The 12,604-nt window shown below is 59.7% G+C and carries 9 protein-coding genes; all 9 read left to right on the forward strand.

Annotated elements, in window-relative coordinates:
* The first annotated feature begins 22 nt into the window (after positions 1–22).
* The 9 genes from EPAKOI_RS15445 to paaA all read left to right on the forward strand — a co-directional run bounded on the left by EPAKOI_RS15445 (position 23) and on the right by paaA (position 12,604).
* A complete protein-coding gene (locus EPAKOI_RS15445; RefSeq protein ID WP_423192556.1) occupies positions 23–2,812 on the forward strand; it encodes a DEAD/DEAH box helicase family protein in 2,790 nt (929 codons plus the stop codon).
* On the forward strand, positions 2,809–4,572 hold the full coding sequence (locus EPAKOI_RS15450) for a restriction endonuclease subunit S (RefSeq protein WP_423192557.1): 1,764 nt from the start codon (positions 2,809–2,811) through the stop codon (positions 4,570–4,572). The genes EPAKOI_RS15445 and EPAKOI_RS15450 overlap by 4 nt, the downstream gene beginning before the upstream one ends.
* 2 nt (positions 4,573–4,574) lie before the next feature.
* Positions 4,575–6,323: an AAA family ATPase gene (locus EPAKOI_RS15455; protein WP_423192558.1), complete on the forward strand. Its 1,749-nt coding sequence runs from the start codon at positions 4,575–4,577 to the stop codon at positions 6,321–6,323.
* Between the two features lie 5 nt (positions 6,324–6,328).
* Positions 6,329–7,132, forward strand: coding sequence for a hypothetical protein (locus EPAKOI_RS15460; RefSeq protein WP_423192559.1), 804 nt, complete (start codon positions 6,329–6,331; stop codon positions 7,130–7,132).
* Position 7,133: 1 nt separating this feature from the next.
* The gene (locus EPAKOI_RS15465) at positions 7,134–8,594 is read left to right on the forward strand and encodes an N-6 DNA methylase (RefSeq protein WP_423192560.1); all 1,461 of its coding nucleotides are present in this window, start codon (positions 7,134–7,136) and stop codon (positions 8,592–8,594) included.
* A gap of 512 nt (positions 8,595–9,106) precedes the next feature.
* Positions 9,107–9,472, forward strand: coding sequence for an IS66-like element accessory protein TnpA (gene tnpA / locus EPAKOI_RS15470; RefSeq protein ID WP_423192561.1), 366 nt, complete (start codon positions 9,107–9,109; stop codon positions 9,470–9,472).
* Positions 9,469–9,816 carry an IS66 family insertion sequence element accessory protein TnpB gene (gene tnpB, locus EPAKOI_RS15475; protein WP_423192562.1) on the forward strand — a complete coding sequence of 116 codons (348 nt, stop codon included), beginning with the start codon at positions 9,469–9,471 and terminating at the stop codon, positions 9,814–9,816. The genes tnpA and tnpB overlap by 4 nt, the downstream gene beginning before the upstream one ends.
* Positions 9,817–9,846: 30 nt before the next feature.
* The gene (tnpC, locus tag EPAKOI_RS15480; RefSeq protein ID WP_423192563.1) at positions 9,847–11,385 is read left to right on the forward strand and encodes an IS66 family transposase; all 1,539 of its coding nucleotides are present in this window, start codon (positions 9,847–9,849) and stop codon (positions 11,383–11,385) included.
* Between the two features lie 199 nt (positions 11,386–11,584).
* The gene (paaA, locus tag EPAKOI_RS15485) at positions 11,585–12,604 is read left to right on the forward strand and encodes a 1,2-phenylacetyl-CoA epoxidase subunit PaaA (protein ID WP_423192564.1); all 1,020 of its coding nucleotides are present in this window, start codon (positions 11,585–11,587) and stop codon (positions 12,602–12,604) included.

Here is a 12,604-nt window from a genome sequence, read left to right on the forward strand (position 1 = left end):
CAAGTAGACCAAAGGGATAGCGATGACGCCGGAAACCAAGGCCCGTCAACAGATCGATCAAAAGCTCGAACAAGCCGGCTGGGTCATTCAGGACATGAAGCAGCTCGATTTGTCGGCGGGTGTTGGCGTAGCCGTGCGCGAATACCCCACTGATACTGGTCCGGCCGACTACGTCCTGTTCATCAATCGCACCGCCTGCGGCGCGATCGAAGCGAAGAAGGATAACGCCGGTGAAAACCTCACCGTGACGGAAATCCAGACCGAACGCTACGCCACCGCCAACCTCAAATGGCGCAAGAACAACACCGCGCTGCGCTTCCTTTTTGAAGCCACCGGCCAGATCATCCGCTTCACCGACAATGCCGATCCGGCTCCGCGCTCGCGCGAACTCTTCCACTTCTTCGGGCCAGAGCAGCTTGCTGAATGGCTTGCCCAGCCTGACACGCTGCGCCGCCGCCTCGCCGACAGCATGCCAGCGCTTTCCGAGCACAGCCTGCGCGACTGCCAGATCAGCGCTGTCACGGGCCTGGAGAGGTCGCTGGCGCAGAACAAGCCCCGCGCCCTGATCCACATGGCCACCGGCGCAGGCAAGACCTTCACCGCCATCACCGCAGTCTACCGCCTGCTCAAGTTCGGAGGTGCCAAGCGCATCCTTTTCCTCGTCGACACACGCAACCTTGGCAAGCAGGCACACCAGGAATTCATGGCCTACACGCCGCCCGACGACGGCCGGAAGTTCACCGAGCTATACAACGTACAGCGGCTAGCCTCCGCCAGCATCGACCAACATGCGCAGGTGTGCATCAGCACCATCCAGCGCATGTACTCTGTCTTGTCCGGTGTGCCCATCGACGAGTCTGCCGAAGACCTCTCACTCAACGAAGTTCAGCAAACCGTCAAGCAGGAGAAAGTCGTTCGCTATAACGCGGACCTCCCAGTCGAGGAGTTCGACTTCATCATCATCGACGAGTGCCACCGCAGCATCTACAACCTGTGGAAGCAGGTATTGGACTACTTCGACGCCTTCTTGATCGGCCTCACCGCCACACCCGACAAGCGCACCTTCGGCTTCTTCAACGAAAACATCGTCGCAGAGTATAGCTATGAAAACTCTGTGGCCGACGGTGTCAATGTCGGCTATGACGTCTTCGAGATCATCACCGAGATCACACAGAAAGGCGCTGAACTCAAGGCCAAAGAATGGATTGACCACCGCGATCGCCAGACGCGCAAAAAACGCTGGAGCGAAACGGAAGAAGACAACGTATACACCGGCAAGGAGCTGGACCGCTCAGTGGTCAACACCAGCCAGATCCGCCAAGTGATCCAGGCGATGAAAACTGCAGTGGAAACGCAGATCTTCCCTGCACGCAAGGAGACACCCAAGACCCTGATCTTCGCCAAGACCGACAGCCACGCCGACGACATCATCAATATCGTTCGCGAGGTCTATGGTCAGGGCAATGCCTTCTGCAAGAAGGTGACCTACCGCGCCGAGGAGGACGCCGACAGCATCCTCAGCAGCTTCCGCAACGACTACAACCCGCGCATCGCCGTGACGGTGGACATGATTGCAACTGGTACCGACGTGAAGCCGCTGGAAGTTCTGCTCTTTATGCGCGACGTGCGGAGCAAGGGCTATTACGAGCAGATGAAGGGTCGCGGGGTTCGCAGCCTGGATGCTGACGGTCTCAAGCGCGTCAGCAACAGTGCCGAAGGCGCGAAGACACGCTTCGTGCTGATCGACGCCGTGGGCGTCGAAACATCCTGCAAGACCGAAAGCCGTCCACTGGAAAAGAAGCCCGGCGTCGCGCTCAAGGACCTGCTGCAAGGAGTGGCGATGGGCAGTCACGACAATGACACCGTGCTCTCGCTGGCCAACCGCCTCGTCCGTCTGAACAAGCAGCTCGATGACAAGGCGAAAGCGCGCATCGAAAAGCTCAGCGGCGGCATCCCCGTGGGTGAGTTAGGCAAGGCGCTCATCACAGCGCTCGACCCGGACGCCATAGTGCAAACCGCCCTCGCCATCGCCAAGGCCAACGGCATCACCCGCAGCGAAGACACGCTGCTGCCGGAAGAGATCGAAGCCGCTCGCACCAGCCGCGTGGCCGCCGCCTGCGCTCCGTTCGACAAGCCCGAGCTGCGCGATGAAATCGAAAGTGCCCGCCGCGATCGCGAGCAGCTCATTGACCACATCAATCTCGATCAGGTCACCTTCTCTGGCTTCTCGGAGCAGGCTGAAGCTCAGGCCAAGACGGTGGTCCAAACATTTGCTGGTTACATCCGCCAGCACAAGGACGAGATTGCCGCTCTGGGATTCTTCTACCTGCAGCCCTACCAGCGTCGCGCGCTTACCTTCGAGATGATTGAGGAGTTGCACGAGCACCTGAGTCGACCGCCGCTGATGCTCACTACCGAGCGCCTATGGAGCGCCTATGCCCGCGTGCACGGAAGCCAAGTGAAAGGAGCCGCGAGCCGCCGCCAGCTCACTGACCTAGTCAGCCTAGTGCGCTTCGCGTTGGGGATGGATGGCGAAGGCGCAGAACTCAGGCCCTTTGCCGACGAGGTAGACCGCCGCTTTCAGGCATGGATCTTCCGCCACAACGCGCAGCGCGGCACGTCTTTCACGCCTGAGCAGACCGAGTGGCTGCGTCTGATGAAGGACCACGTCGCGAATTCATGTTCGATATCGCGCGACGACTTTGACTACGCAGAGCTCGCTGACAAGGGGGGACTGCAGAAAGCCTGGAACTTGTTCGGTAAGGAACTGGACGCGCTGATGAGTGAGATGAATGAGGAGTGGGTGGCGTGAGTGAATTGCCTAGCGGTTGGACATTGACAACACTTCAGAATGTTGCGTCATGGTCTTCTGGCGGAACGCCATCACGAGCGAATCCGGCCTTTTACTCAGGCGATATTCCTTGGTTCAAAACAGGTGAACTAGGGCCGCGGGTACTTCACCATTCCGAAGAGCGCATTTCTGAAGAGGCGGTAGCTGCTTCGAGCGCTAAAGTGTTCCCCAAGGGCTCTGTCGCAATCGCGATGTATGGCGCAACCATCGGCAAGACGTCCATCTTTGGAGTCGACGCCGCCACCAATCAAGCATGTGCAGTTGGTTTTCCTGAAGCTACCAGCGCAGAGTTCCTCTATTACTTTCTGTTGTCTCAGGAGAGGGCTTTCGTCGATGCTGGCAAAGGTGGTGCACAGCCCAACATCTCGCAGGGAATCGTTAAGGCTTGGCCATTAGCACTCCCTCCCCTCGGAGAACAAACCCGCATCGTCGCCAAGCTCGAGGAACTGCTGTCCGACCTCGATGCCGGCGTGGCGGAACTGAAGGCCGCGCAGAAGAAGCTGCAGCAATACCGCCAATCCCTACTTAAGACCGCCGTCGAAGGCGCGCTCACCGCTCCTTGGCGCGAAGCGCAGTGCAAGCTCGCTCCCCCCAGTGAGACCGGTGCTCAACTGCTGGAACGCGTTCTCACGGAGCGCCGGGCCCACTGGGAAGCCAGGCAACTCGCCAAGTTCAAGGATCAAGGCAAAGCGCCACCGAAAGACTGGCAAAAAAAATATCCCGAACCGGCGCAGCCGGGTACCACCGACTTGCCGGCGTTGCCGGATGGATGGGTATGGGCGAGCTTAGATATGTTAGGGGAGATTGCATCTGGCGTAGCCAAGGGAACCAAGCGAGATGGCACCGTGCCAGTAAGAGAAGTGCCTTATCTTCGAGTCGCGAACGTGCAGCGTGGCTACCTTGATCTGTCCGATGTGAAGACCATTTTTGCGACCGAGCGCGACATCGAAGAGCTAACGCTCGTGGATGGCGACGTGCTGTTCACCGAAGGTGGCGACCGTGACAAGTTGGGGCGAGGTTGGGTGTGGCGAGATGAAGTCGCCAAGTGCATTCACCAAAACCACGTCTTCCGGATGCGGCCGTACTCGCGTGACTTGCAGCCCGAACTTATATCGCACCACGGCAACACCTTTGGGAAGCTGTGGTTTCAGAAGGCAGGCAAGCAGACGACCAATCTGGCCTCGATCAACTTGACCATGCTAAGGGCGTTTCCTGTTCCGGTTGGCCCTTCCCACGAGCAGCAAGAAATCGTTGCGCAGATACAAGTGCAGCTGGACTGCCTAGACCGGCAGGAACTGGCGACAGACCTGGCGATGAAGCAAGCGACCGTTCAACGCCAAAACATCTTGCGCGCCGCCTTTGCCGGTCAGCTCGTGCCGCAGGACCCAAACGACGAACCGGCCAGTGTGCTGCTGGAACGCATCCACGCTGAGCGGGTGGAGCGCGCCAAGCAGCCAAAGGCTCGCAAGAGCAAGCAAAAAAAGGAGATCGCGGCCGTGGTTAGCCAACTGATTGACGTACTCGCCGAAGCGGGAGACTGGGTGCGCGCGCAGGAAGCATTCCGCCGCTGTGGTGTGAGCGACGGCGCGTCCACAGACCAGATCGAAGCGCTTTATGCGGAACTGCGCGCGCTGGACAAGGCTGGCCGCTTGGCCGTCGAATCCGTGATCGATGCGCAAGGCCGCAAGCTATACGAAAAGCTGAAACTGCTGGCGGGCTGAACATGCGACTGGACAAGCTCATCATCGGTAGTGCCAAGGACAGCCCTGCACACCAGTTCAAGAACCTGAAGAACGTCACGATCGACTTCGATCAGGATCACTGGGTCACGGTCGTGATCGGCTGGAACGGCACTGGCAAGTCCAACGTGCTTGAGGCGCTGGCCATCATCTTCAGAGACCTAATCGCGTTGAAGCGAATGCCTCCCTTCGCCTTCAAGATTAGATATCGGACGGGTTCGCGCGAAGACTATCGCCACATCTTTATTGACTCGGATCCAGACAGAAGGGCCGACCCGCTTCAGTTTTATTCTGGCTCAGAGGCTGAAATTGATGAAGTTATAAAAACACCCCAAGACGATCTTTGGGGGTATGTCTTGGAAGAACAAGACCGTCCCCAGAAGTTGCGCAAGTGCCGCGTACACCTCTCAGAGTTTTTGAAGGAGGACAGCAAATATTTGCCTCGCTATGTCTTTGCGTACTACTCCGGGGAAAGCGATCGGATGCACGAAGTGTTCAGGCCGTATCTTGAAAAGTACGACAAGCGGTTGCGAAATGGTGAAGACCCGGGCATTAAGCGGCTCTTTTATGCCATGCCAGTGCACAGCCAGTTCGTGTTACTGGCCTTTCTGATTCAACAGTCCGACGTGGTACGTGACTTCCTCAAAGACCACCTTGGCCTTGACCCGGACGAGGGCATGGAGTCGGTCCTATTCGTACTCCGGCAGCCGCCGTGGAAATCCAACGCTGCCGATGGCGATCCGCGCTTCTGGAACGCTCGCGGCGTAGTGCGCGACTTCCTGTCACGTCTTTATGACATTGCCCTGGCCCCTATCGAAGTCAGCCGGCGTGTACCCGTCTCAATTTGGAACGAGAAAACAATTCAGTTCAAATACCTGTATGTAAAGGACATCGCTGCACTTCGCCAACTGGTCGGCAATCAAATGCCGCGAGAGTTTTTCCGTGACCTGGAAAGCACCTATGTGTCTGAGTTGATCGAAGAGGTGCGTATCCGTGTGCGCTTGAAGAAGAACGATGGCAGCGTAACTTTTCGAGAGCTCAGCGAGGGCGAGCAACAGTTGCTCACTGTTCTGGGCCTTCTCCGGTTTACCGCCGAGGAGGAGAGCCTATTCCTTCTGGACGAGCCGGACACGCATTTGAACCCGCGTTGGAGTGTTGAATACATTACTTATCTGAAGAAATTTATCGGCATAGGTACGAAGCAAGAAGAAGCGAGCCACATCCTGCTGACTACCCACAATCCGCTGGCTATTGCTGAGCTGGATCGCGAGCAAGTGCAAATCCTTCGGATGCACAAACAGGACGGTCACCGTCAAATCGTGGCTTGTTTCCCTGAAATGGCGCCACGCGGCATGGGCTACGCAGCAATCGTGACGAGCGACATGTTCGGCATCGCGTCATCGCTTGATCATCCGACCCAAGAGCTTCTGGAGGCACAGCGGGTGCTCGCCGCAAAGGACAAGCTCACAGCGGACGAGCAGAGGGAGTTGGACGGCATTAACGCGCAGCTTGACAGGCTTGGCTTTCGCTTTTTCCATCCTGACGACGAGTATTCCAGATATCTGCGCTTGCGCAATGAGTTGCTCGTGCAGCAGTTCAAGACGGAACAACCCAAGGAGCTTGCCAAGAACCTGGTGCAAATGTCCCGCGCCGAGCGAGAACAACTAGCCAAACAACTAATCGCGGAATTGCTGGCTGACGAAGCCAAGTCTTCGCAAGAGGAAGCACCTTGAGGTACGTGGACCGTACGAAGCTAGTGAAGCCCGCTGGATGGCTTGCCCGTGCCCAAGCCGCTTCACAAGCCGTGGCGAACGGCGCAGACCCAAACGATCACAGCGCTGTTTGGCGCGAGCTCAAAGACGGACTTGCGAATCTGCTGCACGACAAGTGCTGGTATTGCGAAACAGCAGTAGACCGATCGGACAACGCCGTCGATCACTTCCGACCAAAGGGCAGAGTTAGCGACGCCACCAACCCGCACGGGGGCTATCGCTGGCTGGCCTTTGACGAGAGCAACTTCCGCTACGCATGCACCTACTGCAACAGCCGACGGAAGGATCTTGAGAATGGAACCGTTGGCGGTAAAGCCGACCGATTTCCCTTGGTCAATGAAGCGCAGCGTGTTTACGCCGTCGGTGCAGTCGCTGCGGAGCAACCGCTGTTGTTAGATCCTTGCGAGATTTCCGACTGGCGTTTACTAGGATGCCACCAAGAAAACGGTCAGCCGTGCGCGACAAGCGCCGATCCGATCGCCAAACAGCGTGCTGAAGCATCCATCGAGATTTACCACCTTCATTACGAGCCCAGCTGCAAGCGACGGCACGCAGCTGCGGTCCAGTTGATGTCGGATGTGGACGAAGGTAAGCGTATGTTTGAACTGGCTTTCCATGAACCCGCCCGGGCGGCAGACTTCAAGTCCGTTGCGGCGCGGCTGCGACGAGCGATCGACCGTGAGTCGCCCTATAGTGGCGACATGCACTTTCTCCTGCGTGGACAGCGCAGTGACTCCCACCCATGGATACAAGAACTGTTAGAGGCCTGACGTGAACACAAGCGCGCTCATCCAGAAAGTCTGGAATTTCTGCCACACCCTGCGCGACGACGGCGTGGGCTACGGCGACTACCTGGAGCAGCTCACCTACCTTCTGTTCCTGAAGATGGCGCACGAGTATGCGCAGGAGCCTTATAACCGAAACACCCGCATCCCGAAGGGTCACGATTGGGCCAGCCTGCGCCGCAAAACCGGCGAGCCGCTGGAAGCGCACTACCTTGCCACGCTGCACAAGCTGGGGCAGGGCACGGGCATGCTGGGCGCCATCTTCTTCAAAGCCCAAAACAAGATCCAGGACCCTGCCAAACTTTCGCGCCTGGTGCAGATGATCGACGAGCAAAGCTGGGTGGGCATGGATGCCGACACCAAGGGCGATCTCTATGAGGGCCTGCTGCAGAAGAATGCGGAAGACACCAAGAGCGGTGCTGGCCAGTACTTCACGCCGCGTCCCATCATCCAGGCGATGGTGGAGTGCCTACGCCCCGCGCCCGGCAAAACCATTGCCGACCCTGCCTGCGGGACTGGTGGCTTCTTCCTGGGCGCTTACAACTGGCTAACCCGTCCAGGTGCCAAGCTGGACAAGCGGAAGAAGGAGTTCTTGCGCGGTGCCACTTTCCATGGCAACGAGATCGTGCCCAACACGCGCCGCTTGTGCCTGATGAACCTATTCCTGCACAACATCGGCGAATTGGAAGGGGAGCCTTCGGTTGATCGTTCAGATGCACTGATCGCCGAGCCCAAGGTGAAGGTGGACTATGTGCTAGCCAACCCGCCCTTCGGCAAAAAGAGCAGCATGACCATCACCAACGACGAAGGCGAGTTAGACCGTGATGCACTCACCTATGAGCGCCAAGACTTCTGGGAAACCACGTCGAACAAGCAGCTCAACTTCCTGCAGCATATCGTGAGCATGCTCAAGGTGGACGGCAAGGCGGCGGTGGTACTGCCCGACAACGTGCTATTCGAAGGCGGCGCCGGCGAAAAAATCCGCCGAAAATTGCTGGAGACCTGCGATGTACACACCGTTCTGCGCCTGCCCACCGGCATCTTCTACGCTCAGGGCGTTAAGGCAAACGTGGTGTTCTTCGACAACGCGCCCAAGGATGGCCGTGTGCACACCAAAGGTGTCTGGTTTTACGACATGCGCACCAACAAGCACTTCACACTGAAGACGCGCACGCTCAAGCTGGATGACCTGCAGGACTTCATCGCTTGCTACCACCCTGAGAACCGCCACGAGCGGAAAGAGACCGAGCGTTTCAAGTTCTACAGGTACGACGAATTGATCGCCCGTGACAAGGCCAGCCTGGATATCTTCTGGCTCAGGGACAACAGCCTGGATAACTTGGAGGACCTGCCGCCGCCGGATGTGCTGCAACAGGAAATCATTGAGCATCTGGAAGCTGCGCTGGCGTCTTTTCGGGATGTGGCTATTGGACTGCAGGCAAATTGATCCGTCGCAATATCCCTAGAAGTTGGGGATTGAGAGGCGACTGATCACACCGCCTGTTGAGGGGGCGGAAACGACCGTGGGATCCACTCGCGCCGTACGGTCCCTGACAACTTTCTGCGAATCCTGTGCTCAGGACCTCGTAATCGTAGTGACCTTTACCGCGCTTTTTCCTTAGTCGGCTAGCAGGAACTCCCGGCTAAGGATCGTATTTCGACTTTGATGCAACGCGTTTCGGACAATCTCCCCCTACGGATTTAACGTCAGCGGCCGACCTACCTCAGGGTCGGCCGAGGCTCGCTTCTGGCAACGAATCCTCTGTGATATCCGCCCCGAATTTGTAAGCATTTGATTCATAACATATCGGGCTCTGACCTGCCTGGCAAAGCTCTAGGATGAAATGGCAAACGACGTAACGGCCCGGCGAGTACCGTCTTCCGCAATTGAGACCGGGTAGGCAAGCTCTGGTGTCTTAGCGGGCCGCATAGGCGTCCGCTTAATTTAGGCGGACACCTATGAAGACACTCCCCGATCCCGTTTCGGAGAGGCGCATCCAGAGGCGCCGGTTCTCCGAAGCGTTCAAGCGCGATATCGTCTCGCAGTGTATGCAGCCCAATGCGTCTGTGTCGGCGATTGCGCTGGCCAACGGCCTCAATACGAATCAGGTCTTCAAGTGGCGCCGCATGGCTCTCGATGGCGAGCGAGGGTCTTCGTCCACGATGCTGCCGGTGACCGTCGAGGACATCTCCTCCATGCCTGTCGTTCCTGCGTTGCGGCACGAAGGCGCCGTGGAGATCCGACTCGAACGAGGCGCGATCCGCCTCACCGGTCCCGTCGACGTTGCTATATTGAATGCGCTGATGGCGTCGCTAACAGCATGATTGGATTGCCTGCCGGAACACGGGTGTGGTTGGCTGCGGGGATCACCGATATGCGCTGCGGCTTTAATGGCCTGGCTGCGAAGGCACACACCACGCTGTCTGAGGACCCGTACAGCGGTCATGTCTTTGTCTTCCGCGGTCGGCGCGGCGACCTGATCAAGGTGCTGTGGTGGAGCGGTGACGGTCTCTGCCTGCTGGCCAAGCGTCTGGAGCGAGGCCGCTTCGTCTGGCCCCAGGCTCACAGCGGCAAGGTCCACCTGACGCCGGCGCAACTCTCGATGCTGCTCGAGGGCATCGACTGGCGCAAGCCAGAACGGACCTGGCGCCCGACACTCGCCTTGTAAACTGCTGCGCCGCTTCCTACACTGCGGGACATGCAAACCGATCCCGCCACGCTTCCCGATGACATCGCCACCCTCAAGGCGATGATCATCGCGCGTGACAGCGCACTACGCGACCATGCGATCGAGATCGAACACCTCAAGCTGCTGATTGCCAAGCTCAAGCGCCAGCAGTTCGGTCACCGGTCCGAGAAGCTGGACCGGCAGATCGAGCAACTCGAACTCAAGCTCGAAGAACTGCAGACCGATGAAGGCGTCGTTGCGGCAAATGCTCCTCGCTCGCGCACGGCCCATGGCAACGGTGGACGCAACCCGCTACCGGCGCACCTGGAACGCGAAGACGTCATTCACTCGCCGACGGAAACCACGTGCTGCGATTGTGGCGGCACCTTCGAAGTCCTCGGCGAAGACGTCTCCGAGCAGCTCGAACTCGTCCCCGCACGGTTACGTGTCATCCGACATCGGCGCGTGAAGCTTGCTTGCACGGGCTGCGATCGCATCGTGCAGTCACCCGCACCCAGCCGTCCCATCGATCGAGGCATCCCCGGCCCGGGCTTGCTGGCCAACGTGCTGGTCTCGAAGTTCTGCGACCACCAGCCGCTGTATCGTCAGCGCGTTCGCTGGGAACGTGAAGGGGTCGATCTGCCAGAATCCACGCTGGGTGACTGGGTCGGTGGCTGCTCGGCGTTGCTCAGCCCGCTGGTCGCAGCGGTGGAGCGTTACGTGATGGGTGGCAACAAGGTGCACGGCGACGATACGCCGATTCCGGTGCTGGCGCCGGGCAATGGCAAGACAAAGACGGCACGGCTGTGGACTTATGTGCGTGACGATCGACCATCAGGCAACGCCGCGCCGCCTGCAGTGTGGTTCGCCTACTCGCCCGATCGCAAGGGTGAGCACCCACAGCACCATCTGCGATCCTTCGGCGGGACCTTGCAAGCCGATGCGTATGCGGGCTTCAACGCGGTCTATGAAACTGGCCGAGTGCAAGAAGCCGCGTGCTGGGCGCACGCAAGACGCAAGTTCTACGAGCTGCATGCGGTGCGCCCCAATGCCGTCACCGAACAGGCGCTGGCGCGCATCGGCGAACTATATGACATCGAGCGCGAGATCCGAGGGCAGCCGCCAGACCTGCGCCAGGAGACCCGGCAGCGCGAGGCTGTACCGCGACTAACAGCGCTCAAAGCTTGGCTGGAAGAGACGATGGCCAAGCTCTCCCGCAAGTCCGACACCACGGTGGCCATCCTCTACACGCTCAAGCGCTGGGAGGCGTTCGTGCGCTATGCCGGCGATGGACGACTGGAGATAGACAACAACAGCGCCGAACGCGCGCTGCGCGCCGTCGCATTGGGCCGCAAGAATTACCTCTTCGCAGGCGCGGACAGTGGCGGCGAACGGGCCGCGGCGATGTACACGCTCATCGGCACCGCCAAGCTCAACGACCTCAACCCCGAGGCGTACCTGCGCTACGTGCTGAAGCGCATCGCCGATCATCCGATCAACCGGATCGATGAACTGCTGCCCTGGGCCGTCGCTGCTGAACTGCAGCCCATCGACGTTGCCCACGCCTGACCGTCACAGCCCCAAACGTATTGCTTCACGCGTCAAGGACGGTGCTCGTCGGGCCGTTACAAACGACAGCGCCTGTCCATCGTACAAACCTTAAATTGACCGACCGGTCGGTTTATCTATATAGTAGCCAGACTGCCCGATCCCACTACCCATACCAATCCAGCGATCGGCCCCGCCAAAGACGAGTCAAGGAGACGCGATGTACACACAGAGCCTCGACCTCCCCGGCCAGCCCCAGCTGGCGCCCGACGCGCCGCATGCCGACGCTGGTGCCAGACAGGCCGCCTTCGACGCCCGCATGGCCGAGGACGGCAAGATCGAGCCGATGGACTGGATGCCCGAGGCGTACCGGAAAACGCTGGTGCGCCAGATCTCGCAGCACGCGCATTCCGAGATCATCGGCATGCAGCCGGAAGGCAACTGGATCAGCCGCGCGCCGTCGCTCAAGCGCAAGGCCATCCTGCTGGCCAAGGTGCAGGACGAAGCCGGCCACGGCCTCTATCTATATAGCGCGGCCGAGACGCTGAACGCCTCGCGCGACGACCTGGTCGATGCGCTGCACACCGGCCGCGCCAAGTATTCGTCGATCTTCAACTACCCCACGCTCACCTGGGCCGATGTCGGCGTGATCGGCTGGCTGGTGGATGGCGCGGCGATCATGAACCAGATTCCGCTGTGCCGCTGCTCGTACGGGCCGTACGCACGGGCGATGATCCGCATCTGCAAGGAAGAATCGTTCCACCAGCGCCAGGGCTTTGACGCGCTACTGGCGATGATGCGCGGCACCGAGGCCCAGCGCGCCATGGTGCAGGACGCCGTGGACCGCTGGTGGTTTCCGGTGCTGATGATGTTCGGCCCGCCCGACGCCGCCTCCACCAACAGCGCCCAGACGATGGCCTGGGGCATCAAGCGGATCTCGAACGATGACCTGCGGCAGAAGTTTGTCGACGCCACGGTGGAGCAGGCCAAGGTGCTCGGCGTGACGCTGCCCGACCCCGGCCTGGTCTGGAATGCCGACCGCGGCCACTACGACTACAGCCCGCTCGACTGGGACGAATTCTGGCGCGTGATCAACGGCGACGGCCCGTGCAACCGCGAGCGGCTGGCCACGCGCGTCAAGGCGCACCAGGACGGCGCGTGGGTGCGCGAAGCCGCGCTGGCCCATGCCGAAAAGCGCGCCCGGCGCGCCGTCGCCGGCCAGACCGCCCAGGCCGCCTGA

The sequence above is a fragment of the Cupriavidus sp. H18C2 genome (genome assembly GCF_049393795.1).
In the GTDB taxonomy this organism is placed as follows: Bacteria; Pseudomonadota; Gammaproteobacteria; order Burkholderiales; family Burkholderiaceae; genus Cupriavidus; species Cupriavidus pauculus_C.

Coding starts and splice junctions, on each gene's coding strand:
- EPAKOI_RS15455 (WP_423192558.1), top strand. CDS start 4,575: ATGCGACTGGACAAGCTCATCATCGGTAGTGCCAAGGACAGCCCTGCA.
- paaA (WP_423192564.1), top strand. CDS start 11,585: ATGTACACACAGAGCCTCGACCTCCCCGGCCAGCCCCAGCTGGCGCCC.
- tnpC (WP_423192563.1), top strand. CDS start 9,847: ATGCAAACCGATCCCGCCACGCTTCCCGATGACATCGCCACCCTCAAG.
- tnpB (WP_423192562.1), top strand. CDS start 9,469: ATGATTGGATTGCCTGCCGGAACACGGGTGTGGTTGGCTGCGGGGATC.
- EPAKOI_RS15445 (WP_423192556.1), top strand. CDS start 23: ATGACGCCGGAAACCAAGGCCCGTCAACAGATCGATCAAAAGCTCGAA.
- tnpA (WP_423192561.1), top strand. CDS start 9,107: ATGAAGACACTCCCCGATCCCGTTTCGGAGAGGCGCATCCAGAGGCGC.